The sequence below is a fragment of the Limosilactobacillus caviae genome, from assembly GCF_014635905.1.
Lineage (GTDB): Bacteria > Bacillota > Bacilli > Lactobacillales > Lactobacillaceae > Limosilactobacillus > Limosilactobacillus caviae.
In genome coordinates this window covers 125,537-150,055 of sequence record NZ_BMDS01000004.1, presented here as the reverse complement: position 1 = coordinate 150,055, position 24,519 = coordinate 125,537, and the positions used below count along the sequence as shown (strand labels likewise).

Sequence of the window (24,519 nt, the reverse complement as noted above, 5' to 3'; positions counted from 1 at the left end):
TTCCCTTATTAGTCTTTTACGAATTCAACTTTATTATCGCGCAATGATTGAATTCGTGCCAATGATTCAACACGAATCCCCCGTTCTTTTAACTCACCTGCTCCGGGTTGGAAACTCTTTTCAATAACAATTCCAGCCCCTGCTACCTGAACTCCAGCTTGATCAGCAATTTCTAATAGTCCTTCAACTGCTTGACCATTAGCTAAGAAATCATCAATCATCAAAATCTTATCATCAGGTTCTACATACTTTTTAGAAATCGAAATACGATTAGTAGTTTTTTTAGTATAAGAATATACATCAGCAGTATACATATTTTGATTGAGGGTCAAACTTTTATGCTTACGAGCAAAAATAACGGGAAGGTTCATTTCTAATCCTGTCATTACAGCTGGCGCAATCCCTGATGATTCAACAGTCCAAATCTTAGTAATGCCTTCATTTGCAAATAACTTCGCAAACTCTTGACCTATATGCAGCATTAATTTGGGATCAACTTGGTGGTTCAAAAATGCATCAACTTTTAGCACATTACCTGGTAAGACAGTTCCGTATTTCTTGATTTTTTCTTCTAACTCTTTCATTTTAATGCCCCTCTATCACTACTTATCATAGTTATATAATTTATAAGCTTTGATTACAGAAATTAACTTTTGTGCATAATCAGGATCAGTTGCATAACCGGCTTCTTGTAGTCCGCGAGCCGCTTCCTGATAGTTAGTTGCATGTACAACTCGGTCATAATTTTGCTGATTAGTATCTGTCCCATTGAGCATCAGACGGGTATGATCTTTAATGGAATCACTCCAACTATCATAAACCCGAAAACGACCTTTAGTAACGATCCACTTACCATTAACGTACTCTTTGGTTGTCATTACTTGCGAATTAGCACCTGTTCCCTTAATCCCAAATAAATTATGGTATTGTGATGCCAGCTGGCTAGTTCCCCATTGAGATTCAAGAATCGCTTGGGCAATTGTAATCGATGCGTATACATGATAAGTATTTTGCATTGCTTGAGCTTCAGGAGCAACTTGCTGAATAAATAATTGCTTTGCTCGGCGATCCTTCTCCCGTGCCTCTTGTTCGATTCGTTGCTGATTCCAAATACGGTAAAAATGGTGTCCAACGTATACACCTAAAAAAATAACAATTACAGCTAGGATACTGATAACCCATGTTCTACCCGTATGGCGATTTTTACTTCTCCGCTTCCGTTTTGCCACAAGTTTAGCCTCCTCTTTTCTACTAGTTATTAATTGTAGCAAACTCCACCTCATTTGGGTTAATTTATCTTAATATTTTTAGAAGAAGTTAAAAAAGGATCATGGCGCCGTTAACCCATGATCCCATTATCTTTATTAATTTTTAGTGGAATTGCATTCCGCCATCAACAATAATCGTTTGACCCGTAACGTAATTTGAATCAGAACCAGCTAAGAAACTTACCACATTGGCAACGTCCTCTGGCTCTGAAAGTCGTTTCATGGCAATGTTCTTGGCAAAGGTTTCCATTCCCCATTCATCACTCTTACCAGCATTTTGACCAACTTGATGTGCAATATCATACATCATTGGTGTCTTAACAATCCCTGGTGCATATGCATTAACAGTAATGTCTTCGGTTGCAAGATCTTGAGCTGCAACTTGAGTAATACCGCGAATAGCAAATTTGGTTCCTGAGTAAAGCGCAAGGTTAGGATTACCAACAACTCCCGCTTGGGAAGTAGCATTAATAATCTTACCGCCATGTCCAAGATCCTTAAATGCCTTATGTGCTGCCTGAATGCCCCAGAGAACCCCAGCAACATTTACTCCATATACCTTTTCAAACTGTTCCGGAGTAATGGAATCAATTGGTGTAGTAGGACCCAAGCCAGCATTGTTAACAATTACGTTAAAGTCGCCAAAATGTTCAACAGTTTTCTCAACAGCGGCAAATACCTCATCACGATTGGAAACATCAGCAACAAGCGGTAATGCTTCACCACCGTTATTATTAATTTCATCGGCAACTTGTTGTAGTTTTGCTTCATTTAATGCTACAAGAGTAACAGCAAAACCATCTTCTACTAACCTTTCAGCAATTGCCTTACCGATTCCTTGACTTGCACCAGTTACTAATGCTACTTTTTTAGCCATTAGTAATCCCTCCTTTTTATACTAATCACTTATAATTATAGTAAATAGGAAGTTTTATTTAAACTAAAAAAGCACCAGCATAATGCCGATACTTTTTGGAAGCGATAATCGAAATATTAACGCTTACTGAATTGAGCAGCCTTACGAGCTTTCTTAAGACCTGGCTTGCGACGTTCCTTCATACGAGGGTCACGAGTTAATAAACCAGCTTTCTTTAAAGCGTCACGGAAGTCTGGGTCAACAGCGAGAAGTGCACGGGCAATACCGTGACGTACTGCACCTGCTTGACCAGAGAATCCACCACCATTAACATTAGCTAAAACATCGTATTGACCTTCTGTTTTAGTAACGCCAAATGGTTGGTTAACGATAGCACGTAAGTTGGCAAATGGAATGTAGTCTTCAATTGCCTTGCCGTTCATCGTAATCTTACCTGAACCTGGTACTAAGCGAACACGTGCGGTTGCATCTTTACGCCGACCAGTACCACTGTATTGTACTTGTTGAGCCAATTCCATTCCCTCCTTAGATTAAGTTAGTAATATCTAAAACTTCTGGGTTTTGTGCAGCATGTTTGTGGTCTTCACCAGCATAAACATGTAACTTCAAACCTTGCTTATGACCAAGCGAGTTGTGTGGAAGCATACCCTTAATAGCAGTTTCCAATAACTTTTCTGGTTCCTTTGCACGGAAGTCACCGGCAGTCCGTTGTTTCAAACCACCAGGGTAGTTTGAGTGACGGTAGTACATCTTTTGAGATGCCTTCTTACCAGTTAACTTAACTTGCGCAGCGTTGATAACGATAACGTAATCACCAGTATCAACGTGTGGAGTAAATGTTGGCTTGTTCTTACCACGCAAAATTGATGCGACTGCAGATGCTAAACGACCCATTGGGACATCCTTAGCATCAACAACGTACCACTTGCGATCAACTTCACCAGGTTTTGCGATGTATGTCGTTCTCACGATTAAGTCCTCCAATTTTGTTTTTCTTTTGCATATAATAGTGTACCGAGTTATTAGATGGAAAAGAAATACCAATGGCTAGTATACCTTTTTCTGCCACTTTCGTCAATCCTTTTCACCATTTGTTCCATAATCTACATTAACCAAATATAATCCGCTTGCAGGTGCAGTCATTCTAGCTAGTGTCCTATCTTTAGCAGCAAGAACCTTACACACATCATCGACTGGTCGCTGCCCGCTACCAACTTCTAAAAGAAAAGCAACCATAATGCGAACTTGATTATAAAGGAAACCATTTCCGGTAAAGTCAAATACAACCTCATTTCGTATTTTATCACGCTTAATAATTATATCCTCAATCGTCCTAACATTACTCTTCGCTTGACTTCCCGAAGCAACAAAACTTGTAAAATCATGTGTCCCTATTAGATCTTTAGCTGCCACTTTCATTTTTTGTAAATCAAGCGGGTATTTAAAATGTGCTGTATAGTTTCGCTTAAACGGATTAACAAACTCTCCTTGATCTACCCGATAGCGATAGGTTTTACGATGAGCACTATAACGCGCATGAAAATCGTTGTCCACTAATTCAGCTTTCTTTATTAAAATATCCAAAGGTAAAATACTATTGAGGGCTTTCCTCATTGATTCATTGCTTAAATGGTATGGAATATCAAAATGGGCCACTTGATTAATGGCATGCACACCCGCGTCCGTTCTTCCCGACCCAATCACCGGAATTGCTGGAGTAGGATGCTTAGCAATCTTATTTACTGCATTTTTCAGTGTTTGCTCCACAGTCCGCTTATTCGGTTGGATTTGAAAACCAGAAAAATTAGTTCCATCATAAGCAAAAGTTATTTTATACCGATACATTATTTACTTCCTTATCAAAAAATTATTCGGATCCACAGTAACCCAATTATTACAATTCCTAATCCTAATGCTGCCCATATATCATAAGTATGCCATGTTAGCTGACGATAATGAGTGCGCGGAGCATTCGGGTCATAACCGCGGGCTTCCATTGCTGTGGCTAATTCTTCTGCCCGTTTAAATGAATTAACAAATAACGGAATTAAAATCGGCACCAGATGTTGAATCCGCGTCAAAATATTTCCCGAATTAAAATTAATTCCTCTTGCACGTTGAGCTTTCATAATCTTAGTAGTTTCATCCATAATTGTTGGGACAAATCGTAATGCAATTGAAAGCATTAACGTAATCTGATTAACAGGAACTTTAACTACTTTTAATGGTTTCATTAACCATGCTAGAGCATCTGCAATTTGAAATGTTTGAGTTGTAGCGGTTAGAACTGTCGAAGCGGTAATAATAATAATAAAACGGTAAAGAATGATTAAAGAATTTATCAATCCGTCTTGAGTAATTGCCATTATTCCCCAATGCCAATACATTTTTCCTCCGCTACTAAATAAAATTTGAAAGGCTACAGTAATCAAAATAATCAAAAAAAGCGGCTTAATTCCTTGCCAATACTGCTTTAAGGCAACATTACTCAATTTAATAGCCAAGAAAAGAGCGGCAAGGAGCCATAAAGCTGTTAACCAGTCATTAACAAAGAAAATCAAAATTACATAAACAATACACATTATAAGCTTTATCCGTGGATCAAGACGATGAAGAATTGATTTTACTGGCACATAACTACCAAAAACAATTTTATTATTCATTTTCTTTGCTCCTCATCGCTTTTACTATTTCATCTGCCAATGAATCTAAAGTAAGCGGCTCAGTATTTTCTAGTTTAGCATCATGTTTCCTAAGAAATTGGGCAATATCAACAGAAATAGGTAAAGTTAATGATAACTTTGCTAATTGTTGCGAATCACTAAATAGGTGCCGAGGAGTTGTATCAGCAATTACTTTCCCCTCACTCATCGCAATCACATGGTCAGCATAGCGCGCCACTTGTTCCATTTGGTGAGTAACCATTATAACTGTTGTTGCTTTGTTATTTAGCTGTTTAATCAGCTTAAGCAATTCATTTGTTGCCTGCGTATCTAAACCAGCAGTAGGTTCATCAAGAATTAGGATTTGTGGTTTCATTGCTAATACTCCTGCAATAGCAACTCGTCTCATTTGTCCTCCAGAAAGTGCAAAAGGAGAATGAGTCTTTAATGCTACGGGTAGTCCAACCATTTTTAAGGCATCATCGACAGATTTCTTAATTTGCCCTGCCGTCCATCCCAAATTACGCGGACCAAAAGCAATATCTTCTTCAACCGTTTCAGCAAAAAGTTGTTGTTCAGGAAATTGGAAAACAAACCCGACACGATGATGAACCTTGCTCAAATCTTCAGCCTTAGTTGTTGCATTAATTTTTAATCCAGCAACATTAAGGTCACCTTTTTCAGGCTTGATTAACCCATCAATTAAGGAAACTAATGTTGATTTACCACTTCCGGTTTGTCCGACAATAGCAACAAACTCCTGCTCTTTTATAGTCAATGAAATATCCGATAATGCCTCACTAGTTGTATTCGGATATTTATAATGGAGATCTTTTATTGTAACTGCTGACTTAGCCAATTTTTTAACTCCTCTAAACTTAAGTATTTTTGTGGAATAGTTACTCCTCTTTCAACTAATAAAGATTGCAATTGCTGGCTAGCTGGTATTCCTACACCTATTTTTAGTAGCAACTCCTTATCCCCAAGAATCTCTGCTGGGGAACCTTGTTTTGCAATTTTTGCATCATTTATTACCACGATTTTATCTGCTAACTCAATTTCATTAAGATCATGCGTGATGGAAATAATTGATAGGTTATATTCTTTTTTTAGTTTCTTAAGTAAAGTCAATATTTCTTGACGCGCTCGAGGATCTAACATACTAGTTGCTTCATCAAGAATAATTACTTTGGGCATTAAGGCAAGAACCCCTGCCAATGCTACACGTTGCTTTTGTCCTCCTGAAAGATTAATCGGTTCCACATTTTTATATTTAGTCATTCCTACCATCGCCAGGGCACTATTAATCCTGTCTTCCATTTCTAAACGAGAAATTTGACGATTTTCAAGACCAAATGCAACATCATCAGCAACTGTAGCACCAACAAATTGATTTTCAGGATTTTGAAATACAAATCCGATTTGCTGATGAATTATCCCCAAAGTGTTTTCATCGACTTTCATCCCATCTACTTCTATTAGTCCCGATGTAGGCATTAGTAACCCATCAATCAACCTAGCAAGTGTACTTTTTCCGCTTCCATTGTGCCCAATAATTGCTGTCCAAGAAGACGCTTTAATATCAAGGTTGATATTATCTAATACTAAAGATTTACTATCTGGATACTTAAATGTAAGATTCCGAATCTTAATCTGGGTCACAACGATTCCTCTTTTCAAGATTAGTTAATAAATATATTTTAGCAAAGTCCACTAGAAAATTATCTATAAAATTTCAATTTAAAATAAAAAATCACTTACCATCGAAGTGCGCGAGGGTTTCCCGCATTCAAGCTAGACTAGGGTAATTTCCCACCATCGTAACGCTCTATACTATCAATGATAGTGATTCTTTATTACGTATTTAATTTATGTGAACAAATATAAATTAGTCCACTAATTCAAGAATAACCATTGGTGCACCGTCACCACGACGAGGCATGGTCTTCAAGATGCGTGTGTAACCACCGTTACGGTCTGCATACTTTGGAGCAATCTCTTCAAAAAGATTTTGAAGAGCAGATTGTACACGAATATCATCGCCATCTTCCTTAACATCAGCAACAACATTACGTACAAAAGCGGCAGCCTTACGACGAGAAGCTAAATCACCATGCTTAGCAAGTGTAATCATCTTGTCAGCAGTCTTACGAACTTCCTTGGCACGTGCTTCAGTAGTAGTAATTCGACCATTAACGATTAAATCTGTAGTTAAATCACGTAATAAAGCCTTACGTTGTGAACTTGTACGTCCTAATTTACGGTAACTCATAAAGTGGTTCCCTCCTTTGCAATTGGTATATCAATTAGTCGTCTTGGCGGAATGAAACACCAAGATCATTTAACTTAAGTTTAATTTCTTCTAACGACTTTTGTCCTAAGTTCCGAACTTTCATCATATCAGACACTGTTCTGTCAGTTAATTCTTTAACAGTATTAATGCCAGCTCGTTTCAAACAGTTGTAAGAACGTACAGAAAGATCAAGCTCTTCAATAGTCATTTCAAGCATCTTTTCCTTATGCGTTTCTTCTTTTTCAACCATAACTTGGGCATTTTGCGCTGTTTCAGTTAAATCAACAAACATAGCTAAGTGTTCAGTTAAAATCTTTGCACCTAGACTAACTGCTTCGGTTGGTGTTAATGAACCATCAGTCCAAACATCCAGCGTTAACTTATCATAGTCGTTACGTTGACCAACCCGGGCGTTTTCAACAGTGTAATTTACACGTTCAATTGGGGTATAGATGGAATCAATCGGTAAAACACCAATTGCAAGATCATCCATCCGGGCCTTATTATCGTTAGCAGAAAGGTAACCGCGACCCTTATCAGCAGTTAACTTGATGTGTAATTCTGCGCCATCAGCAACAGTTGCAATATGCAGATCAGGATTTAAAATTGTGACTTCATTATCACCCTGGATATCACTTGCAGTTACTTCAGCAGGTCCCTTAACATCTAATTCAAGGTCCTTTTGATCCTCAGAATCAATTTTCAAAGAAACTTTTTTTAGATTCAAGATAATCTGCGTAACATCCTCAGTTACACCTTTAACAGTGCTAAATTCATGTAAAACACCATCAATTTGCATACTCGTAACCGCTGCACCAGGTAACGATGCAATCAATACACGTCTTAACGAGTTACCGAGAGTGGTTCCATAACCGCGCTCAAGTGGTTCTACGACAAACTTACCGTAGTTATCTGTTTCTTCAACTTTGTGAATATTTGGCTTTTCAAATTCGATCATTCTATCCTTGTACCCCTTTCAAAACGTGGTTCGTATTTGAGACAAAAAGGCAATTGATGGAAATAATTGTCTCCAGCAATGTCAATTAAACACGACGACGCTTTGGAGGACGAGAACCATTGTGAGGAACAGGTGTTACATCACGAATAGCAGTAACTTCCAAACCAGTTGCTTGAAGCGCACGGATTGCAGCTTCACGACCTGAACCTGGACCCTTAACTTCAACTTCAACAGTCTTCATACCATGTTCCATAGCTTGCTTAGCAGCAACTTCTGATGCCATTTGAGCAGCAAATGGAGTGGACTTCCGACTTCCCTTAAAGCCTAAAACACCGGCTGATGACCAAGCTACAGCGTTACCCTGAACGTCAGTAATCATGATCAAAGTGTTGTTAAATGTTGAGTGAATGTGTGCAACACCAGTTTCAACATTCTTTTTTGCACGACGCTTACGCGTACCTTTTTTGGTTGCCATATCTAGTACTAACCTCCTTTTTTATTAAAGTAAAATTACTTCTTCTTATTAGCGATTGCGACAGCTTTACCCTTCCGAGTACGAGCATTATTCTTAGTGTGTTGACCACGAACTGGTAACCCACGACGATGACGCATACCACGGTAAGAACCGATTTCTTGAAGCCGCTTAATGTTCATTGAAACTTCACGACGTAAATCACCTTCAACTTGAATTTGATCTACTTGTGCACGGATCTTTTCTTCTTGATCAGGAGTTAAATCGCGAACACGAATATCTTCTGATACACCAGCATTTTCAAGAATCTTCTTAGCAGTAGAATCACCAATACCGAAAATATATGTTAAGCCGATTACGATTCGCTTGTCACGAGGTAAATCGACACCTGCAATACGAGCCATTAGCTACACCTCCATTTCATTAAATAATAAATTACTTACCTTGACGTTGCTTATGCTTTGGGTTAGCAGAGCAAATAACCATCACACGACCATTACGCTTAACGATCTTGCAGTGCTCACACATCTTTTTAACAGATGGTCTTACTTTCATTATAAAATCCTCCTATGAGAGTAATTGATCAATAACTACTTGAACCGGAATGTGATACGACCTTTAGTGAGATCATATGGAGACATTTCAACCTTTACTCGATCACCTGGTAAAATCTTAATATAGTGCATCCGAATCTTACCAGAAACATGAGCTAAGATTTCTGCTCCGTTTTCCAATTCAACTTTAAACATTGCATTAGGTAAAGTTTCAGTTACTTTACCTTCTACTTCAATCACATCGGCTTTTGCCACGAAATAGTACCTCCTTACCTAATTCTAGATATTACGTAAAAATGGTGGAAAGTATGCTACTTCCCACTACTCAGATAGATAAACCTTGCATAGTTTAGCATAAGTTTCTAAACTTCGCAAGAGATAACTAATATCTAGTTTAGGTTAGTTAATACTTTCTTGATATCTTCATAAACTTTGTCGATATCCTGTTCACCATTAATTTCGTGTAAAATACCTTGCTTTTGGTAATAGTCTACCAGTGGCGTGTTCAACTTAATATTAACATCTAGACGATTCTTAACCGTTTCAGGCTTATCATCATCACGCTGATAAAAATCATGATGACCACAAACGTCACATGTGCCTGCAACCTTAGGGGCATTATAAATTTTATGATAAGTAGCTCCACAGTTGCGGCAAATAAAACGTCCACTTAAACGTTCTACCAATACGTCCGGTTCAACGTGAATATTGATCACAGCATCAAGATGCCGATTACTCTCTGCCAATATCTTATCCAAAGCATCTGCCTGATTAAGATTACGAGGAAATCCATCTAGCATAAAGCCATCTTTAGTGTCATCTTGAGCTAACCGTTCCTTAACGATACCATTAGTAACCTCGTCAGGAACCAGTTCACCTTTGTCAATATATTTCTTAGCTTCAATTCCCATAGGCGTTTCATTTTTCATAGCAGCCCGGAAAATATCCCCAGTTGAGATATGAGGAATAGAAAAGTCTTCAACGATTTTTTGAGCCTGTGTACCTTTACCAGCACCTGGAAGACCCATTAATACAAGGTTCATACTCATTAGTTATTTCCTCCTTTAGGTTCTCGAATAAATCCGATATATTCACGCTTCATTGTTAGTCCATTTAACTGTCGAACAACATCTAAAGCAATTTGCACGATAATTAGTAAGCTTGTACCACCTAAACCAATTGACTGACTTAAGTTCCATACATTACTTGCAATTAACGGAATTAAGGAAATTAATCCTAAGAATAATGAACCAACTGTACTTAATCGCATTAACAATGAAGAAATATAGTCTTGTGTTCCCTTTCCAGGACGCACTCCAGAAATATAACTTCCCTGCTTTTGTAAGTTCTCAGCAAGTTTTTCTGGATTAACCTGAACAAAGGCATAGAAAAAGGTAAATACAACAATCAAAAATACATACAGTGCGATCCCAGGACCAGATTGCATGTTAAAAATGGTCGTCATGATTTGATACCAACTATCTCCACCATGATTTTGCTGAAAAGCCATTAAAATGGTTTGAGGTGTTGATATAAACGAACCAGCAAAAATAACTGGAATAACACCCGATACGTTAATCTTCAAGGGAAGATAACTACTGGACGGTGAAGTAGTAGTTCGTCTCGTATACTGAATTTGTAAGCGTCTCTCAGCCTGCTGTACCCAAGTAACAAACGCCACAATAATCAAAATTGCTACAATTACAAGGGCAACAAATCCAATTCCCATCCATAAGGCAGAACCAGATTCACCGGCAATTTGGTCATCCCATAGTTGGCGAATTCCACCTGGCATTTGTGCAACAATACCGGCAAAAATTAACATGGAAACACCATTACCTAAACCACGTTCGGTAATCATGTCCCCCATCCAGGTAGCAAACATTGTACCCGCAGTTAAAATTAATCCGATTGTTAGATATGTTTGAACGCCTGGGTGATTAACCAAACGAATTGTACTTAATGCATTAAACCCGGCGGTAATACCGATTGATTGAATAAATCCCAATACAATCGTTAACCATCGGGTTGCTTGATTAAGTTTTCGCCGTCCTACTTCTCCTTGTTTACTCCATTCAACAAAACGCGGAACAATATCCATTTGTAATAGTTGAACAACAATTTGAGCAGTAATATATGGAGAAACACCCATTGCAAATAATGAATAGTTCTCCAGTCCACCACCACTAAAGGTATTGAGGATTGATGCTAAACCGGTTGAGGAGATTTCCTGCAAAGCAGCAGCGTTAACTCCAGGAACGGTAATCGCTGCCCCAATCCGATAGACAATCAATACAAACAATGTAAAGAAAATCTTTTTACGGATATCTTTTACTTTGAATGCATTTTTGACGGCTGTGAACAAACTACATCACCTCAGTTTTACCACCGGCAGCTTCAATTGCAGAAACCGCAGAAGCAGAAAACTTATTAGCCTTAACAGTTAATTTCTTTTCAAGCTTACCGCTACCAAGAACCTTAATGCCGCTCTTCATGTTCTTGACTAAACCACTTTCCATCAATAATTGTGGCGTAACTTCAGTACCATCATCAAACTTGTTTAATGATGCCAAATTAACAATTGCGTATTCTTTACGGTTAATGTTAGTAAATCCACGTTTTGGAATTTGCCGGTAAAGTGGCATTTGGCCCCCTTCAAATCCTAAACGGGTCTTTCCATGAGCCTTTTGACCTTTAGTACCACGTCCTGATGTAAAACCATGTCCTGATGAAAGTCCACGACCTTTACGAAGACGCTTAGAACGAGAACCAGCAGCTGGCTTCAATTCGTTTAACTTCATTGATAGGCACCTCCTTATTATTTAATTTTAATTACTTAACTTCTTCAACAGAAACCAAGTGAGCGATCTTAAAAATTTGACCGCGTGTTGCCGCGTTATCTGGTAAGATAACTGAGCTATTGATCTTACCTAAGCCCAATGCCTTAACAGTACGGCGTTGAGTAGGTTGTCGGTGGGCAACACTGTGAATTAAGGTAACTTTTACTTGAGCCATAATTTAGTGCCCTCCTTATTCTGCTAAGTGGTCTACAGAAACACCACGTAACTTTGCAACTTCTTCAGCGTTCTTCAATTGCTTTAGTCCTTCAAATGTTGCACGAACAACATTAACAGGGGTGTTAGAACCAAGACGTTTTGAAGTAACGTCGGCAACACCGGCAAGGTCCATAACGTTACGAACCGCACCACCGGCAGCAACTCCAGAACCTTCAACAGCTGGCTTTAACATGATCTTTCCACCGCCGTATACACCAATAACTTCGTGTGGAATAGTAGTTCCAACAATAGGAACAGTAATCAAGTTCTTTTCAGCAGCAGCTTGTGCTTTACGAATAGCTTCTGGAACTTCTTGAGCTTTACCAGTACCAAAGCCAACATGACCTTTACGGTCACCAACAATTACTAAAGCGGCAAAACGCATACGACGTCCACCCTTAACAACCTTAGTAATCCGGTTGATGGCTACAACTTGATCGTCCAAATCCAACTTTGCTGGATCAATGAATTCTGATGATGCCATTGCAGGTTATTCCTCCTTTTTTAGAATTTAAGTCCGTTTTCACGAGCAGCTTCAGCTAAGGCTTGAACACGTCCATGGTAAAGGTAACCACCACGGTCAAATACAACTTCAGTAATGTTCTTTTCGTTAGCACGCTTGGCAATTAAAGCACCTACGCCACTAGCTTGTTCAGTCTTAGTCTTTCCACTTACTTCACTGTCATTTGTGGAGGCACTTGCGAGCGTCACACCCTTTACGTCATCAATTAATTGAGCGTAAATGTTTTTGTTTGAACGGTAAACACTTAAGCGTGGGCGCTCCGCAGTACCAGAAATCTTACCGCGAACGCGTAAATGACGACGTTGACGGATCTTGTTTTTGTCTGGTTTAGAAATCACAACAGTCACCTCTTATTATATTTATTTTATTAATTAAAAGAATGTTAAATAATCTTCTAAGATTACTTACCAGTCTTACCTTCCTTACGGATAATGTGTTCGTTTTCGTAACGAATACCTTTACCTTTGTATGGTTCTGGTGAACGTACAGCACGAACTTCTGCAGCAAAATTACCAAGGTGTTCCTTGTTAATTGAGCTTAATTCAATAGTAGTGTTGTCAGGTACGTTGATATCAACATCTTCTGGCTTATCCATTTCAACTGGGTTAGAGTAACCAACAGTTAAAATCAACTTATTACCCTTAAATTGAGCACGGTATCCAACACCGACAAGCTTAAGAACTTTCTTGTAGCCATTAACAACACCTTCAACCATGTTATTAACATTAGCACGAGTAGTACCGTGTAACATCTTCAACTTGTTAGTATCAGCATCACGATCAAATTTTACTACATTACCATCAATAGTCATTTTGATTAATGGTGAAATTTCACGAGATAAAGTACCTTTAGGACCTTTAACAGTAACTACATTACCATCTTGAGAAATTTCAACACCACTTGGCAAATCAATTTCTTTGTAACCAATACGACTCATCTTTGCACCTCCTATCTAATAATTATTTTTTACCAAACGTAAGCGATAACTTCGCCACCAATTTTCTTGGCGCGAGCAACTTTATCAGTTACAACACCTTCTGATGTTGAAATGATGGCAATTCCTAATCCATTAAGAACTTTAGGTACAGCATCAGACTTAACGTATGTACGTAAACCAGGTTTAGAAATACGCTTTAAGCCAGAAATAACGCGTTGACCGTCATTACCGTACTTTAAGAACACACGGATGATGCCTTGCTTGTTATCATCAACGTATTCAACATCGCGAATGAAACCTTCGTTCTTTAAGATTTCAGCGATGTCCTTCTTCATCTTTGATGCAGGTGCTTCTACTGATTCGTGTTGAGCCATGTTAGCGTTACGAATACGAGTTAAGAAATCTGCAATTGGATCACTCATAGACATCGATGTTTTCCTCCTTTTGTCGGTTTTTGTTTACCAGCTAGCCTTCTTCAAACCAGGAATTTGTCCCTTATGGGCAAGTTCTCGTAAGCAAATCCGGCATAAGTGGAATTTACGGTAAACAGAGTGCGGACGTCCACAACGTGCACAACGCGTGTATTCACGACTTGAGAACTTAGCTGGACGGTTGCACTTAGCAATCATTGATTTTTTAGCCAATTTGTGGAACCTCCTTTATTTAGCAAACGGCATGCCGAGTTGTGCAAGTAATTCATGTGATTCTTCATCAGTTTGAGCAGTTGTAACAATAACAACATCCAACCCACGAACTCGGTTAACTTTATCATAATCAATTTCAGGGAAAATTAATTGTTCATGGATACCAAGAGTGTAATTACCACGACCATCAAATGCCTTGTTACTTACACCGTGGAAGTCACGAACACGTGGTAAGGCCACATTAACTAATTTATCCAAGAAATCATACATGCGTTCACCACGCAATGTAACTTTAGCACCAATTGACATTCCTTCACGAAGACGGAAACCGGCAATTGACTTCTTAGCCTTTGTAATTAAAGGTTTTTGACCAGAAATCAAACCAAGTTCTTCAACAGCTTCGTCAAGATTCTTAGAGTTGGTAGTTGCATCACCAACACCCATGTTTAAGACAATCTTATCAATCTTAGGTGCTTGCATAACTGAAGAATAGTTAAACTTTTCAATTAATGCTGGACGAATTTCATTTTCGTATTTAGCTTTCAAACGGTTTTCCATTAGAAGTTATTCCTCCCTTCCTTATAAATTAGTCAAGTGTTTTACCTGACTTCTTTGCAACGCGAACCTTGTTACCATCAACGAACTTGTAACCCACACGAGTTGGTTCATTTGTTGAAGGATCAATCAGCATTACGTTTGAAGCATTAATTGCTGCTTCTGTATCAATAACGCCACCATTAGGATTTGAGTTGCTTGGCTTTTGGTGTTTTTTTACAATATTTACACCTTCAACGACAACACGGTTTTGAGAAGCAAGTACACTTTTAACAGTACCTTCCTTACCCTTATCCTTACCGGCGATTACGCGAACCTTGTCACCTGTTTTAATGAACATGTTGATTGTGCACCTCCTTATTTTCGGTTAAATCTTTAGAGAACTTCTGGAGCTAATGAAACGATCTTCATGAAGTCGTCTCCACGAAGCTCACGAGCGATTGGGCCAAAAATACGGGTACCCTTAGGGCTCTTGTCGTTGTTAATCAAAACAGCGGCATTTTCATCAAACTTAATGTATGAACCATCCTTACGGTGAATACCTTGCTTAGTCCGTACAACTACGGCCTTAACAACGTCACCCTTTTTGACAACGCCACCTGGTGTTGCCTGTTTTACAGTAGCAACAATGATATCACCGATATTACCTGTTTTAACTCGAGAACCTCCTAAAATCTTAATAACTAGGATTTCACGAGCACCGGAATTATCAGCGACCTTCAACCGACTTTCTTGTTGAATCACGGTTAATGTCCTCCTTCCATCTACAAATAAGAATTAGAATACGAATATTTTTTAGAGTTGTCTGCTAAATTAAAGGGTAGCAGCTTTTTCGACAATCTTTACAAGACGGAAACGCTTCTTAGCTGATAATGGCCGAGTTTCCATAATTTGTACAGTGTCGCCGGTCTTAGCTTCGTTGTTTTCATCGTGAGCGTAGTACTTCTTTGAGTACTTAACACGCTTTCCATAGATAGGAGCACTCTTGTAAGTATCAATTACAACAGTGATAGTCTTATCCATTTTATCTGAAACAACGTGGCCTTGGTAAACCTTACGTGCATTACGTTCTTCACTCATGCGCTAATCCTCCTTTTCGTATTCTTATTTATTTAATTGTTGTTGACGAAGAACTGTCTTAACCCGTGCAATGTCCTTGCGTACTTGCTTAAGACTTGCAGTATTTTCCAACTGGCCGGTTGCTAATTGGAAACGTAAGTTAAACAATTGTTCCTTCAGTTCCTTTTCACGGTCAAGTAGCTTGTCAGTGGTTAATCCATTCAGTTCTTGTACATAATCTTTACTTTTCATTAGATTGTCCACCTACTTCCTCACGTTGTACGATCTTAGTGCGAACTGGCAACTTGTGACCGGCAAGACGTAAAGCTTCACGAGCGACTTCTTCAGAAACGCCTCCTACTTCAAACATTACCTTGCCACGTTTTACTGGAGCAACCCATCCTTCTGGAGCACCTTTACCATTACCCATACGAACTCCGACACCTTTACTGGTGTATGAGAGTTGTGGGAAGATTTTAATCCAAACTTTCCCACCACGCTTCATGTAACGCGTCATAGCGATACGAGCAGCTTCGATTTGACGGTTGCTAATCCAATGTGAATCAAGAGCTTGTAAACCAAATTCACCAAAAGTAACTGTTTTACCACCCTTAGCTTCACCGCGCATGTGGCCACGTTGAACCTTACGGTGCTTTACACGTTTTGGTACTAACATGTGTTACTTCCCTCCTTGTTCATCATTGTTTGAGTTCTTCTTAGTAGGAAGCACTTCACCACGGTAGATCCATGTCTTTACACCAAGAACACCATAGGTAGTATTAGCTTCATCCCAAGAATAATCAATATCTGCACGAAGTGTATGCAATGGAACAGTACCATCAGAGTATGATTCAATCCGTGACATATCTGCTCCATTTAGCCGACCAGCAACTTGAGTCTTAATACCCTTAGCACCGGCACGCATAGCACGTTGCATAGCACCACGCATAGCACGACGGAAAGCAATACGAGCTTCCAATTGACGTGCAATACTTTCACCTACAAGGTGAGCATCTAAATCTGGCTTTTTAATTTCTACAATATTAATGTGAACACGTTTGCCAGTTAACTTGTTAAGTTCTTTACGAAGTGCTTCAACTTCTGAACCACCTTTACCAATAACCATACCTGGCTTGGCTGTATGAATTGATACGTTTACGCGATTAGCTGCACGCTCAATTTCAACGGTTGATACAGAGGCATCAGCAAGTCGCTTTTCAATATACTTACGGATTCGAAGGTCTTCGTTAAGGTAATCAGCAAAGTCCTTATCAGCGTACCACTTTGCGGTCCAATCACGAATGACCCCAACACGAAAACCATTAGGATTGATCTTTTGACCCACTATTCATTCCTCCTATCGTTCTGTAACAACCACTGTAATATGACTAGTCCGCTTATTAATTGGAGAAGCAGAACCTTTAGCACGAGGACGGAACCGTTTAAGAGTTGGTCCTTCGTTAGCAAAAGCTTCGCTTACAACCAATGAAGCACGATCTAAGTCGAAATTGTTTTCAGCGTTTGCAACAGCAGATTTTAATACTTTTTCAACATCTGAAGCGGCACCACGAGGGGTGAACTTCAAAATAGCAAATGCTTCGGCAACACTCTTACCACGAATGGCGTCAAGTACAAGACGAACTTTACGAGCAGAAACTCGCACCATTTTGGCAGTAGCCTTAGCTGACGTAATGTTTTCAGCCATGTTTTACTTCACCCTCCTTACTTACCTGTCTTCTTGTCATCAGCAGCATGACCATGGAAAGTCCGAGTAGGAACAAATTCACCTAACTTATGACCAACCATGTCTTCTTGTACATAAACTGGTACATGCTTCCGACCATCATATACTGCAAATGTGTATCCAATAAAGCTTGGGAAAATGGTAGAACGACGTGACCATGTCTTGATGACAGTTTTCTTTTCAGAACCTTCTTGCTCCTTAACCTTCTTCAGTAATGAAGCATCAGCGAAAGGTCCTTTTTTCAAACTACGACCCATTTAGTGTACCTCCTCTCGGGTATTAAAACGTATATAAATATTAACGAGTATGTGGACCGCGCTTCCGACCACGAACAATAAACTTGTTTGAACGAGCTTTGTGTGAACGGGTCTTCTTACCAACAGTCTTCTTACCCCATGGAGAAAGAGGAGATGGTAAACCAACAGGTTGCTTACCTTCACCACCACCATGTGGGTGATCATTAGGGTTCATAACAGAACCACGAACGTGTGGACGTTGACCAGCGTAACGAGTACGACCAGCCTTACCCTTAATAATTAAGGCATGTTCGTCATTACCAACAGTACCGATAGTAGCACGGCAAGTAGCAAGAACCATACGAACTTCACCAGAAGAAAGACGAACTAAAACGTATTTTTCTTCTTTACCAAGTAATTGAGCTGAAGCACCAGCTGAACGAGCAAGTTGACCACCCTTACCTGGTTTTAATTCAATGTTGTGAATAACAGTACCAACTGGAATGTTCTTTAATGGAAGAGCATTACCAACTTTGATATCAGCATCAGGACCAGATTGAACGGTCATACCAACCTTTAAGCCTTTTGGAGCAATGATGTATGATTTAGTACCGTCAGCGTAAACAAGTAAAGCAATATTTGCAGTACGATTTGGATCGTATTCAATTGCCTTTACAGTAGCTGGAACATCATCTTTAATACGCTTAAAGTCAATAATACGGTATTGACGCTTAGTACCACCACCACGGTGACGAACAGTAATATGACCATAACTGTTACGACCAGCAGTGTGCTTTAACGGTGCTAACAATGATTTTTCAGGTGTAGTCTTCGTGATTTCAGCGAAGTCATAACCGTTCATGTTACGACGACCGTTAGTGGTTGCTTTGTATTTACGAATTCCCACTGTTTTTTCCTCCTTTTTTTAGTGATTAGTTTTCGCTGTTATCATTAAACAGCTTAATTTCATTTGAATCAGCAGATAAAGTTACAATAGCCTTACGACGACGTTTAGTGTATCCCTCGTAACGACCTTGGCGCTTTAACTTACCTTTTACATTCATAATGTTAACTTTAACAACTTTAACGTCAAAAATTTCTTCAACAGCATTTTTAACTTGTGTCTTAGTTGCTCGTAAATCAACATCAAAAGTGTAACGTTTGTTGTCCATACCGGCCATTGATGCTTCGGTAACTACTGGACGTAAAATAATGTCACGTGCTTCCATTATGCGAGCACCTCCTCTACTTGAGAAAGAGCTGACTTAGTGATAACAATCTTTTGATTATCAACAACGTTTAAGATGTTAACACCAGCTGGAGTAACAACAGTAGCATTTGCTAAGTTACGTGCTGATAAGGCAGCATTCTTGTCATCATCAGTAACAACAATTAATGTCTTTTCGGCAACGTTTAAGTTACTCATAACATCAGCAAATTCCTTTGTCTTTGGTGCATCAAAGTTTAATGCATCAACTACTACAAAGCTGTTATCAAGAACCTTTTGAGAAAGGGCAGACTTGATTGCAAGTTGACGAACCTTACGAGGAAGGCTGTACTTGTAAGAACGTGGAGTAGGTCCAAAAACAATACCACCACCACGGAATTGTGGTGAACGAATTGATCCTTGACGAGCACGACCGGTACCCTTTTGACGCCATGGCTTCTTACCACCACCGCTAACAGCAGAACGATTCTTTACAGCATGTGTACCTTGACGTAATGAAGCACGTTGACGCAAAATAGCATCGAATACAACATTTTCATTTGGTTCAACACCAAATACTGCATCGTTCAATTCAACAGTACCATTTTGGCTACCATCTTGTTTATACAAATTAACGCTAGTCATTATTTACTTCCTCCTTTCTTCTTATTTATTGTGTTGCTTACTAAGGCTCTTCTTAGTGTTAGCCTTAACAGAGTTCTTAATAGTTACGTAAGACTTGTTTGCACCAGGCACATTACCCTTAATGAGTAATACATTATTGTCAAGATCAACCTTAACAACTTGTAAATGTTGCATAGTGACAGTCTTGCCACCCATACGACCAGGAAGCTTCATACCTTTGAAGACCCGGTTGATAATTGCACCTAATGAACCAGGACGACGGTGATAACGAGAACCGTGTGCCATAGGTCCACGAGATTGGTTATCCTTGTGGATGTTACCTTGGTAACCATGACCCTTGGTAGTACCCGTAACGTCGACAGTTTCACCTTCTGCGAAAACGTCAGCCTTAACTTCGTCTCCGACTTTAATGTCCCCTAATTCAGCGTCGCGGATTTCACCGATGAAGCGCTTAGGGGTCGTATTTGCTTTTGCTGCATGACCTTGTTCAGGTTTGTTGCTCAAAACTTCCCGCTTGTCATCGAAACCAAGTTGTACGGCATTGTAACCATCATTTTCAACAGTCTTAATTTGCATTACAACGTTTGGTGTTACGTCGATAACAGTAACTGGAACTAATTCACCATTATCAGTGAAAACTTGAGTCATTCCAACCTTTTTACCTAAGATTCCTTTGGTCATGAGTACACCTCCAATTTTCTGTTTTATGTATAATTCTTATTCTAACAATTAAAGCTTAATTTCAATGTCAACACCACTTGGAAGATCGAGCTTCATTAATGAATCTACAGTCTTTGGTGTTGGGTCAACAATATCGATCAAACGCTTGTGAGTGCGCATTTCGAATTGCTCCCGAGACTTCTTAAACTTGTGTGGTGAACGAATAACTGTGTAAATAGTCCGTTCAGTTGGTAACGGAATAGGACCTGAAATTTGAGCACCTGTCCGCTTAGCAGTATCAACAATCTTGTCAGCTGATTGATCTAAGATACGGTGTTCATAAGCCTTTAACCGAATACGAATCTTTTGTTTTGCCATTATGTTCCCTCCTTCGTCAGATTTGAAATTTGACTAGCTCCGCGGAAATTACCGCCACATCCTGTGGCAAAGCGGCCGGGTGTGTCGCAACCTTCCGCATCAACGCTTCGCAGCTTAATACTATATGGGGGTAAGGCAAATCTACCTCCAAAGCTCAAGCACCTATCCATAATACTAAAGAAACACGATTAGTTCAAGTAATTTCCTAAAATATTTTCGATTGAAATATTTTTGTAAAATTCGCATTTTATTCTACTAGCAAAATATATAATTTTCTGAATATCAACTCCCTATCTATATCTGAGTCTAACTAATTGATTTTTTACGCAAACAAAAAAGAACTGTAATATTCAAACTACAGTTCTTTGATGGATTTGAGATTAAGATGTCAATAATTAGTTATTGCCACCATTTTTCTTAATGATATCTTCTTGAACAGACTTAGGAACAGCTGAGTAGTGATCGAAAGTCATAGTGAAAGTACCACGTCCTTGAGTAGCAGAACGTAATGCAGTAGCATAACCAAACATTTCTGAAAGTGGAACGAATGAGTGAATTAATTGTGCATTACCACGTTCTTCCATTCCATCAATCGTACCACGACGAGCTGTTACTTGACCCATAACATCACCCATGTTGTCTTGTGGTACAACGATATCAACCTTCATGATTGGTTCAAGGATAACTGGATCAGCCTTCTTAGCAGCGTTCTTAAGAGCTAATGATGCAGCAACCTTGAAGGCAGCTTCACTAGAATCGACTTCGTGGTAACTACCATCATAAAGCTTAGCATGCATGTCAACAAGTGGGTAACCAGCAAGGACACCATTTTGCATAGCTTCCTTTAATCCTTGTTCAACAGCAGGGATGAATTCACGAGGAACAACACCACCAACAATGGCATCTTCAAATTCAAATCCTTCCCCTTCTTTAAGCGGTGTAAATTCGATCCATACATCACCGTATTGACCTTTACCACCAGATTGACGAACAAACTTACCTTGAGCACTTGCAGTCTTAGTAAATGCTTCACGGTATGAAACTTGTGGCTTACCTACAGTAACTTCAGCATGGAATTCCCGACGAAGACGTTCCACAATAATATCAAGGTGTAATTCACCCATACCGGCAATTAAGGTTTCACCAGTTTCAGGGTTCGTTTCAGCCTTAAAGGTTGGATCTTCTTCAGCAAGCTTTTGAAGTCCCTTGTCCATCTTATCCTGATCAGCCTTTGACTTAGGTTCAACAGAAACTTGAATAACTGGTTCTGGGAAGTCCATTGATTCGAGTTGAAGTGGGTGATCTGGATCGGTTAATGAATCACCTGTAGTGGTGTTCTTCAAACCAATAGCAGCTGCGATATCACCGGAAAATACTTCAGGAATTTCTTGTTGTTGGTTAGAGTGCATTTGAAGCAAACGACCAATACGTTCACGCTTATCCTTAGTAGCATTGAGGACATATGAACCAGATTGAAGTGAACCAGTGTAAACACGTAAGAATGTCAAACGACCAACGAATGGGTCAGTAGCAATCTTAAATGCTAAAGCAGCAAATGGCTTGTCATCACCAGCAGTTAATTCAATTTCATTACCATCAGCATCATGAGCAACAAAAGGCTTAACATCAAGTGGTGATGGTAGGTAATCGATAACAGCATCAAGCATCATTTGGATACCTTTATCCTTGTAAGCTGAACCAGCTAATACAGGGAAAATCTTTTCATCCAAAGTTCCACGACGAATTGCAGCCTTAATTTCGTCAACTGAAATTTCTTCACCTTCAAGGTACTTTTCCATGAGGTCATCGTCAATGTCAGCTAAAGTTTCAACCATTTCATCGTGACGCTTTTGAGCTTCTTCCTTCATATCATCAGGAATATCAACAGTGTCCCAGTTAGTGCCAAGTTTATCTTCATCGTAAACATAGGCAACCATCTTAACTAAGTCAACTAAACCAATGAAATCATCTTCAGCACCAATTGGCATTTGAATTGGAAGTGGCGTAACATTCAAACGATCTTTAATAGTTTGAACGGAGTAATCAAAGTTAGCACCAATTTTATCCATCTTGTTAGCAAAAACAATTCGTGGAACGTTAAATTGGTCAGCTTGACGCCAAACAGTTTCAGTTTGTGGTTCAACACCAGCTTGAGCATCAAGAACTGTTACAGCACCATCAAGAACCCGCAAAGCACGTTCAACTTCGACAGTGAAGTCCACGTGTCCTGGAGTATCAATGATGTTGATACGATTATCCTTCCAAACAGCTGTTGTAGCTGCTGAAGTGATAGTAATACCACGTTCCTTTTCTTCATCCATCCAGTCCATTTGTGAAGCACCATCATGGGTTTCACCAATTTTGTGAATCTTACCAGTATAGTAAAGAATCCGCTCAGTTGCAGTCGTCTTACCAGCATCAATGTGTGCCATGATACCGATGTTACGAGTTTTAGCAAGTGGGTATTCACGTTTATTAGCCATCTTAAAAGAGTATCTCCTTCCAAAATATGGTTATACTTATTTTAGCATTTATTTTCAAAAAGGGGTGACGCTTGAGTACAAATTACGTCACCCCTTCACTGAAACTAGTTAAATAACCAGTATCAATTGACAGTGATTATTACCAGCGGTAGTGTGCGAATGCACGGTTGGCTTCTGCCATACGGTGCGTATCTTCACGCTTCTTAACTGATGCTCCGGTATTGTTTGAAGCATCAATGATTTCACGTGCAAGACGTTCAACCATAGTGTGTTCTCCACGCAAACGTGCGTATTGAACAATCCAACGAAGACCTAATGTAGTACGACGGTCTGGACGAACTTCAATCGGAACTTGGTAGTTTGAACCACCAACACGACGAGCCTTAACTTCCAAAACAGGCATAACATTTTCCATTGCTTGTTGGAATACTTCAACTGGATCATTACCAGTTTTGTTCTTAATTTCATCAAAAGCAGCGTATAAAATCTTAGTAGCAGTTCCACGCTTACCATCAATCATCAAGTGATCAATTAAGCTAGTAACCAACTTTGAGTTGTACATTGGATCTGGTAAAATTTCACGCTTTTGTACATGTCCTTTACGTGGCATTACTTAACTCCTCCTTAAATTACTTCTTATCCTTAGGCTTCTTAGCACCGTACTTAGAACGTGATTGCATACGGCCTTCAACACCGGCAGTATCTAGAGTACCACGGATGATGTGGTAACGAACCCCAGGTAAATCCTTAACACGACCACCACGAATTAAAACAACTGAGTGTTCTTGGAGGTTATGACCAATACCAGGAATGTAAGCAGTAACTTCGATTAAGTTTGAAAGACGTACACGGGCGTACTTCCGTAAAGCTGAGTTAGGCTTCTTAGGTGTCATAGTACCCACACGAGTAGCAACTCCACGCTTTTGTGGTGATGGAGTCTTAATTTCTTCTTTCTTGAAAGTGTTGTAAACATAACCAAGAGCTGGTGACTTTGACTTGCCCTTGTGGCTCTTACGGCCTTTACGTACCAATTGGTTAATGGTTGGCATTATTTTTTCCCCTTCCTTATTTAAGTCCACACATCCAGGCGGTTCATTTTTATGAATAAAAAAATTCCTACATGTGTTATACAATTGTCGTGCCTTCGTTGACGCATCTGCCCAACGACAGACACTCCGTTGCTAAAAAAGCACCTTAAATAGACTATCATGCACTCACATGAATGTCAATGTATCATTGATTATTTCTTTTAAATCATTAATTTAGAAGTGCAATTACACAAAAAATACGTATTTATTAATTAGGAG

General features: G+C 39.3%; 41 protein-coding genes. All 41 read right to left on the bottom strand.

What is annotated here, in order from left to right:
- Positions 1 to 8: 8 nt before the first annotated feature.
- Complete coding sequence (locus IEU90_RS06855) at positions 9 to 584, bottom strand: xanthine phosphoribosyltransferase (protein WP_153709942.1); 576 nt, start codon at positions 582 to 584, stop codon at positions 9 to 11.
- A gap of 18 nt (positions 585 to 602) precedes the next feature.
- Complete coding sequence (locus tag IEU90_RS06850; RefSeq protein WP_163704319.1) at positions 603 to 1,229, bottom strand: glycoside hydrolase family 73 protein; 627 nt, start codon at positions 1,227 to 1,229, stop codon at positions 603 to 605.
- A gap of 142 nt (positions 1,230 to 1,371) precedes the next feature.
- Positions 1,372 to 2,145: a (S)-acetoin forming diacetyl reductase gene (locus tag IEU90_RS06845; protein ID WP_153709940.1), complete on the bottom strand. Its 774-nt coding sequence runs from the start codon at positions 2,143 to 2,145 to the stop codon at positions 1,372 to 1,374.
- A gap of 116 nt (positions 2,146 to 2,261) precedes the next feature.
- On the bottom strand, positions 2,262 to 2,663 hold the full coding sequence (gene rpsI, locus IEU90_RS06840; protein WP_153709939.1) for a 30S ribosomal protein S9: 402 nt from the start codon (positions 2,661 to 2,663) through the stop codon (positions 2,262 to 2,264).
- Between the two features lie 7 nt (positions 2,664 to 2,670).
- Complete coding sequence (gene rplM / locus IEU90_RS06835; protein WP_163704323.1) at positions 2,671 to 3,114, bottom strand: 50S ribosomal protein L13; 444 nt, start codon at positions 3,112 to 3,114, stop codon at positions 2,671 to 2,673.
- A 105-nt stretch (positions 3,115 to 3,219) separates the two neighbouring features.
- Complete coding sequence (truA, locus tag IEU90_RS06830; RefSeq protein WP_153709937.1) at positions 3,220 to 3,990, bottom strand: tRNA pseudouridine(38-40) synthase TruA; 771 nt, start codon at positions 3,988 to 3,990, stop codon at positions 3,220 to 3,222.
- A 14-nt stretch (positions 3,991 to 4,004) separates the two neighbouring features.
- Positions 4,005 to 4,808: an energy-coupling factor transporter transmembrane component T family protein gene (locus IEU90_RS06825; protein WP_153709936.1), complete on the bottom strand. Its 804-nt coding sequence runs from the start codon at positions 4,806 to 4,808 to the stop codon at positions 4,005 to 4,007.
- Positions 4,801 to 5,667, bottom strand: a complete 867-nt coding sequence (locus IEU90_RS06820) for an energy-coupling factor transporter ATPase (RefSeq protein ID WP_153709935.1) — start codon at positions 5,665 to 5,667, stop codon at positions 4,801 to 4,803. The genes IEU90_RS06825 and IEU90_RS06820 overlap by 8 nt, the downstream gene beginning before the upstream one ends.
- The gene (locus IEU90_RS06815; RefSeq protein WP_188357905.1) at positions 5,643 to 6,470 is read right to left on the bottom strand and encodes an energy-coupling factor transporter ATPase; all 828 of its coding nucleotides are present in this window, start codon (positions 6,468 to 6,470) and stop codon (positions 5,643 to 5,645) included. The genes IEU90_RS06820 and IEU90_RS06815 overlap by 25 nt, the downstream gene beginning before the upstream one ends.
- Before the next feature lie 226 nt (positions 6,471 to 6,696).
- Positions 6,697 to 7,080: a 50S ribosomal protein L17 gene (gene rplQ, locus IEU90_RS06810; RefSeq protein ID WP_153709933.1), complete on the bottom strand. Its 384-nt coding sequence runs from the start codon at positions 7,078 to 7,080 to the stop codon at positions 6,697 to 6,699.
- Positions 7,081 to 7,114: 34 nt separating this feature from the next.
- Entirely contained in the window at positions 7,115 to 8,059 is a 945-nt protein-coding gene (locus IEU90_RS06805) for a DNA-directed RNA polymerase subunit alpha (RefSeq protein WP_153709932.1), read from the bottom strand.
- An 85-nt stretch (positions 8,060 to 8,144) separates the two neighbouring features.
- Positions 8,145 to 8,534, bottom strand: coding sequence for a 30S ribosomal protein S11 (rpsK, locus tag IEU90_RS06800; protein ID WP_153709931.1), 390 nt, complete (start codon positions 8,532 to 8,534; stop codon positions 8,145 to 8,147).
- 35 nt (positions 8,535 to 8,569) lie between these two features.
- Positions 8,570 to 8,935 carry a 30S ribosomal protein S13 gene (gene rpsM / locus IEU90_RS06795; RefSeq protein ID WP_003668778.1) on the bottom strand — a complete coding sequence of 122 codons (366 nt, stop codon included), beginning with the start codon at positions 8,933 to 8,935 and terminating at the stop codon, positions 8,570 to 8,572.
- A 31-nt stretch (positions 8,936 to 8,966) separates the two neighbouring features.
- Positions 8,967 to 9,086 carry a 50S ribosomal protein L36 gene (gene rpmJ, locus IEU90_RS06790; protein WP_003664535.1) on the bottom strand — a complete coding sequence of 40 codons (120 nt, stop codon included), beginning with the start codon at positions 9,084 to 9,086 and terminating at the stop codon, positions 8,967 to 8,969.
- A 35-nt stretch (positions 9,087 to 9,121) separates the two neighbouring features.
- Positions 9,122 to 9,340 carry a translation initiation factor IF-1 gene (gene infA / locus IEU90_RS06785; RefSeq protein ID WP_003664537.1) on the bottom strand — a complete coding sequence of 73 codons (219 nt, stop codon included), beginning with the start codon at positions 9,338 to 9,340 and terminating at the stop codon, positions 9,122 to 9,124.
- Between the two features lie 134 nt (positions 9,341 to 9,474).
- Complete coding sequence (locus tag IEU90_RS06780) at positions 9,475 to 10,128, bottom strand: adenylate kinase (RefSeq protein ID WP_308738384.1); 654 nt, start codon at positions 10,126 to 10,128, stop codon at positions 9,475 to 9,477.
- A 5-nt stretch (positions 10,129 to 10,133) separates the two neighbouring features.
- Entirely contained in the window at positions 10,134 to 11,450 is a 1,317-nt protein-coding gene (secY, locus tag IEU90_RS06775) for a preprotein translocase subunit SecY (protein ID WP_153709929.1), read from the bottom strand.
- A 1-nt stretch (position 11,451) separates the two neighbouring features.
- Entirely contained in the window at positions 11,452 to 11,886 is a 435-nt protein-coding gene (gene rplO, locus IEU90_RS06770; protein WP_153709928.1) for a 50S ribosomal protein L15, read from the bottom strand.
- Between the two features lie 31 nt (positions 11,887 to 11,917).
- Entirely contained in the window at positions 11,918 to 12,100 is a 183-nt protein-coding gene (rpmD, locus tag IEU90_RS06765) for a 50S ribosomal protein L30 (protein ID WP_003664541.1), read from the bottom strand.
- A gap of 15 nt (positions 12,101 to 12,115) precedes the next feature.
- Positions 12,116 to 12,625, bottom strand: a complete 510-nt coding sequence (rpsE, locus tag IEU90_RS06760; protein WP_003664542.1) for a 30S ribosomal protein S5 — start codon at positions 12,623 to 12,625, stop codon at positions 12,116 to 12,118.
- A gap of 20 nt (positions 12,626 to 12,645) precedes the next feature.
- Positions 12,646 to 13,002, bottom strand: a complete 357-nt coding sequence (gene rplR, locus IEU90_RS06755) for a 50S ribosomal protein L18 (RefSeq protein WP_003664543.1) — start codon at positions 13,000 to 13,002, stop codon at positions 12,646 to 12,648.
- Between the two features lie 62 nt (positions 13,003 to 13,064).
- Entirely contained in the window at positions 13,065 to 13,601 is a 537-nt protein-coding gene (gene rplF, locus IEU90_RS06750; protein ID WP_153709927.1) for a 50S ribosomal protein L6, read from the bottom strand.
- A gap of 29 nt (positions 13,602 to 13,630) precedes the next feature.
- A complete protein-coding gene (gene rpsH / locus IEU90_RS06745) occupies positions 13,631 to 14,029 on the bottom strand; it encodes a 30S ribosomal protein S8 (protein ID WP_003664546.1) in 399 nt (132 codons plus the stop codon).
- A 30-nt stretch (positions 14,030 to 14,059) separates the two neighbouring features.
- A complete protein-coding gene (locus tag IEU90_RS06740; RefSeq protein ID WP_003664547.1) occupies positions 14,060 to 14,245 on the bottom strand; it encodes a type Z 30S ribosomal protein S14 in 186 nt (61 codons plus the stop codon).
- Positions 14,246 to 14,260: 15 nt separating this feature from the next.
- Positions 14,261 to 14,803, bottom strand: a complete 543-nt coding sequence (gene rplE / locus IEU90_RS06735; RefSeq protein WP_153709926.1) for a 50S ribosomal protein L5 — start codon at positions 14,801 to 14,803, stop codon at positions 14,261 to 14,263.
- A 28-nt stretch (positions 14,804 to 14,831) separates the two neighbouring features.
- Positions 14,832 to 15,140 carry a 50S ribosomal protein L24 gene (gene rplX / locus IEU90_RS06730; protein WP_153709925.1) on the bottom strand — a complete coding sequence of 103 codons (309 nt, stop codon included), beginning with the start codon at positions 15,138 to 15,140 and terminating at the stop codon, positions 14,832 to 14,834.
- 35 nt (positions 15,141 to 15,175) lie between these two features.
- On the bottom strand, positions 15,176 to 15,544 hold the full coding sequence (rplN, locus tag IEU90_RS06725) for a 50S ribosomal protein L14 (protein ID WP_076459600.1): 369 nt from the start codon (positions 15,542 to 15,544) through the stop codon (positions 15,176 to 15,178).
- 69 nt (positions 15,545 to 15,613) lie between these two features.
- Entirely contained in the window at positions 15,614 to 15,880 is a 267-nt protein-coding gene (rpsQ, locus tag IEU90_RS06720) for a 30S ribosomal protein S17 (protein ID WP_003664551.1), read from the bottom strand.
- 24 nt (positions 15,881 to 15,904) lie between these two features.
- Entirely contained in the window at positions 15,905 to 16,111 is a 207-nt protein-coding gene (gene rpmC, locus IEU90_RS06715) for a 50S ribosomal protein L29 (RefSeq protein ID WP_057805829.1), read from the bottom strand.
- Positions 16,101 to 16,535, bottom strand: a complete 435-nt coding sequence (gene rplP / locus IEU90_RS06710) for a 50S ribosomal protein L16 (RefSeq protein WP_003664555.1) — start codon at positions 16,533 to 16,535, stop codon at positions 16,101 to 16,103. Before rplP ends, rpmC begins: the two co-directional genes overlap by 11 nt.
- A 3-nt stretch (positions 16,536 to 16,538) precedes the next feature.
- Positions 16,539 to 17,204 (bottom strand): 30S ribosomal protein S3, encoded by a 666-nt coding sequence (rpsC, locus tag IEU90_RS06705; protein ID WP_003664556.1) that lies wholly within the window; start codon positions 17,202 to 17,204, stop codon positions 16,539 to 16,541.
- 12 nt (positions 17,205 to 17,216) lie between these two features.
- A complete protein-coding gene (gene rplV / locus IEU90_RS06700) occupies positions 17,217 to 17,564 on the bottom strand; it encodes a 50S ribosomal protein L22 (RefSeq protein WP_003664558.1) in 348 nt (115 codons plus the stop codon).
- A gap of 17 nt (positions 17,565 to 17,581) precedes the next feature.
- The gene (gene rpsS / locus IEU90_RS06695; RefSeq protein WP_003716091.1) at positions 17,582 to 17,860 is read right to left on the bottom strand and encodes a 30S ribosomal protein S19; all 279 of its coding nucleotides are present in this window, start codon (positions 17,858 to 17,860) and stop codon (positions 17,582 to 17,584) included.
- 40 nt (positions 17,861 to 17,900) lie between these two features.
- Positions 17,901 to 18,746: a 50S ribosomal protein L2 gene (gene rplB / locus IEU90_RS06690; RefSeq protein ID WP_003664563.1), complete on the bottom strand. Its 846-nt coding sequence runs from the start codon at positions 18,744 to 18,746 to the stop codon at positions 17,901 to 17,903.
- Between the two features lie 25 nt (positions 18,747 to 18,771).
- Positions 18,772 to 19,068 carry a 50S ribosomal protein L23 gene (gene rplW, locus IEU90_RS06685; RefSeq protein WP_153709924.1) on the bottom strand — a complete coding sequence of 99 codons (297 nt, stop codon included), beginning with the start codon at positions 19,066 to 19,068 and terminating at the stop codon, positions 18,772 to 18,774.
- Entirely contained in the window at positions 19,068 to 19,691 is a 624-nt protein-coding gene (gene rplD / locus IEU90_RS06680; protein ID WP_153709923.1) for a 50S ribosomal protein L4, read from the bottom strand. The genes rplW and rplD overlap by 1 nt, the downstream gene beginning before the upstream one ends.
- Before the next feature lie 21 nt (positions 19,692 to 19,712).
- Complete coding sequence (rplC, locus tag IEU90_RS06675) at positions 19,713 to 20,372, bottom strand: 50S ribosomal protein L3 (protein ID WP_153709922.1); 660 nt, start codon at positions 20,370 to 20,372, stop codon at positions 19,713 to 19,715.
- Between the two features lie 48 nt (positions 20,373 to 20,420).
- Positions 20,421 to 20,729 carry a 30S ribosomal protein S10 gene (gene rpsJ / locus IEU90_RS06670; protein WP_153709921.1) on the bottom strand — a complete coding sequence of 103 codons (309 nt, stop codon included), beginning with the start codon at positions 20,727 to 20,729 and terminating at the stop codon, positions 20,421 to 20,423.
- Between the two features lie 395 nt (positions 20,730 to 21,124).
- Complete coding sequence (fusA, locus tag IEU90_RS06665; protein ID WP_163704344.1) at positions 21,125 to 23,212, bottom strand: elongation factor G; 2,088 nt, start codon at positions 23,210 to 23,212, stop codon at positions 21,125 to 21,127.
- Between the two features lie 139 nt (positions 23,213 to 23,351).
- Entirely contained in the window at positions 23,352 to 23,822 is a 471-nt protein-coding gene (gene rpsG / locus IEU90_RS06660) for a 30S ribosomal protein S7 (protein ID WP_153709919.1), read from the bottom strand.
- 19 nt (positions 23,823 to 23,841) lie between these two features.
- Positions 23,842 to 24,261, bottom strand: coding sequence for a 30S ribosomal protein S12 (rpsL, locus tag IEU90_RS06655; protein WP_003664576.1), 420 nt, complete (start codon positions 24,259 to 24,261; stop codon positions 23,842 to 23,844).
- Positions 24,262 to 24,519: the final 258 nt, after the last annotated feature.

Excerpts from the sequence above, each read along its gene's own strand:
- IEU90_RS06855 (WP_153709942.1), bottom strand. The coding sequence starts at position 584 with ATGAAAGAGTTAGAAGAAAAAATCAAGAAATACGGAACTGTCTTACCA.
- IEU90_RS06845 (WP_153709940.1), bottom strand. The coding sequence starts at position 2,145 with ATGGCTAAAAAAGTAGCATTAGTAACTGGTGCAAGTCAAGGAATCGGT.
- rpsI (WP_153709939.1), bottom strand. The coding sequence starts at position 2,663 with ATGGAATTGGCTCAACAAGTACAATACAGTGGTACTGGTCGGCGTAAA.
- truA (WP_153709937.1), bottom strand. The coding sequence starts at position 3,990 with ATGTATCGGTATAAAATAACTTTTGCTTATGATGGAACTAATTTTTCT.
- IEU90_RS06825 (WP_153709936.1), bottom strand. The coding sequence starts at position 4,808 with ATGAATAATAAAATTGTTTTTGGTAGTTATGTGCCAGTAAAATCAATT.
- rplQ (WP_153709933.1), bottom strand. The coding sequence starts at position 7,080 with ATGAGTTACCGTAAATTAGGACGTACAAGTTCACAACGTAAGGCTTTA.
- IEU90_RS06805 (WP_153709932.1), bottom strand. The coding sequence starts at position 8,059 with ATGATCGAATTTGAAAAGCCAAATATTCACAAAGTTGAAGAAACAGAT.
- rpsK (WP_153709931.1), bottom strand. The coding sequence starts at position 8,534 with ATGGCAACCAAAAAAGGTACGCGTAAGCGTCGTGCAAAAAAGAATGTT.
- rpsM (WP_003668778.1), bottom strand. The coding sequence starts at position 8,935 with ATGGCTCGTATTGCAGGTGTCGATTTACCTCGTGACAAGCGAATCGTA.
- rpmJ (WP_003664535.1), bottom strand. The coding sequence starts at position 9,086 with ATGAAAGTAAGACCATCTGTTAAAAAGATGTGTGAGCACTGCAAGATC.
- IEU90_RS06780 (WP_308738384.1), bottom strand. The coding sequence starts at position 10,128 with ATGAACCTTGTATTAATGGGTCTTCCAGGTGCTGGTAAAGGTACACAG.
- rplO (WP_153709928.1), bottom strand. The coding sequence starts at position 11,886 with ATGAAGTTAAACGAATTGAAGCCAGCTGCTGGTTCTCGTTCTAAGCGT.
- rpmD (WP_003664541.1), bottom strand. The coding sequence starts at position 12,100 with ATGGCTCAAGTAAAAGTTACCTTAATTCACAGTGTTGCCCACCGACAA.
- rpsE (WP_003664542.1), bottom strand. The coding sequence starts at position 12,625 with ATGGCATCATCAGAATTCATTGATCCAGCAAAGTTGGATTTGGACGAT.
- rplF (WP_153709927.1), bottom strand. The coding sequence starts at position 13,601 with ATGAGTCGTATTGGTTACAAAGAAATTGATTTGCCAAGTGGTGTTGAA.
- rpsH (WP_003664546.1), bottom strand. The coding sequence starts at position 14,029 with ATGTCTATGAGTGATCCAATTGCAGATTTCTTAACTCGTATTCGTAAC.
- rplE (WP_153709926.1), bottom strand. The coding sequence starts at position 14,803 with ATGGAAAACCGTTTGAAAGCTAAATACGAAAATGAAATTCGTCCAGCA.
- rplX (WP_153709925.1), bottom strand. The coding sequence starts at position 15,140 with ATGTTCATTAAAACAGGTGACAAGGTTCGCGTAATCGCCGGTAAGGAT.
- rpsQ (WP_003664551.1), bottom strand. The coding sequence starts at position 15,880 with ATGAGTGAAGAACGTAATGCACGTAAGGTTTACCAAGGCCACGTTGTT.
- rpmC (WP_057805829.1), bottom strand. The coding sequence starts at position 16,111 with ATGAAAAGTAAAGATTATGTACAAGAACTGAATGGATTAACCACTGAC.
- rplP (WP_003664555.1), bottom strand. The coding sequence starts at position 16,535 with ATGTTAGTACCAAAACGTGTAAAGCACCGTAAGGTTCAACGTGGCCAC.
- rplV (WP_003664558.1), bottom strand. The coding sequence starts at position 17,564 with ATGGCTGAAAACATTACGTCAGCTAAGGCTACTGCCAAAATGGTGCGA.
- rpsS (WP_003716091.1), bottom strand. The coding sequence starts at position 17,860 with ATGGGTCGTAGTTTGAAAAAAGGACCTTTCGCTGATGCTTCATTACTG.
- rplW (WP_153709924.1), bottom strand. The coding sequence starts at position 19,068 with ATGGAAGCACGTGACATTATTTTACGTCCAGTAGTTACCGAAGCATCA.
- rplD (WP_153709923.1), bottom strand. The coding sequence starts at position 19,691 with ATGACTAGCGTTAATTTGTATAAACAAGATGGTAGCCAAAATGGTACT.
- rplC (WP_153709922.1), bottom strand. The coding sequence starts at position 20,372 with ATGACCAAAGGAATCTTAGGTAAAAAGGTTGGAATGACTCAAGTTTTC.
- rpsJ (WP_153709921.1), bottom strand. The coding sequence starts at position 20,729 with ATGGCAAAACAAAAGATTCGTATTCGGTTAAAGGCTTATGAACACCGT.
- fusA (WP_163704344.1), bottom strand. The coding sequence starts at position 23,212 with ATGGCTAATAAACGTGAATACCCACTTGCTAAAACTCGTAACATCGGT.
- rpsG (WP_153709919.1), bottom strand. The coding sequence starts at position 23,822 with ATGCCACGTAAAGGACATGTACAAAAGCGTGAAATTTTACCAGATCCA.
- rpsL (WP_003664576.1), bottom strand. The coding sequence starts at position 24,261 with ATGCCAACCATTAACCAATTGGTACGTAAAGGCCGTAAGAGCCACAAG.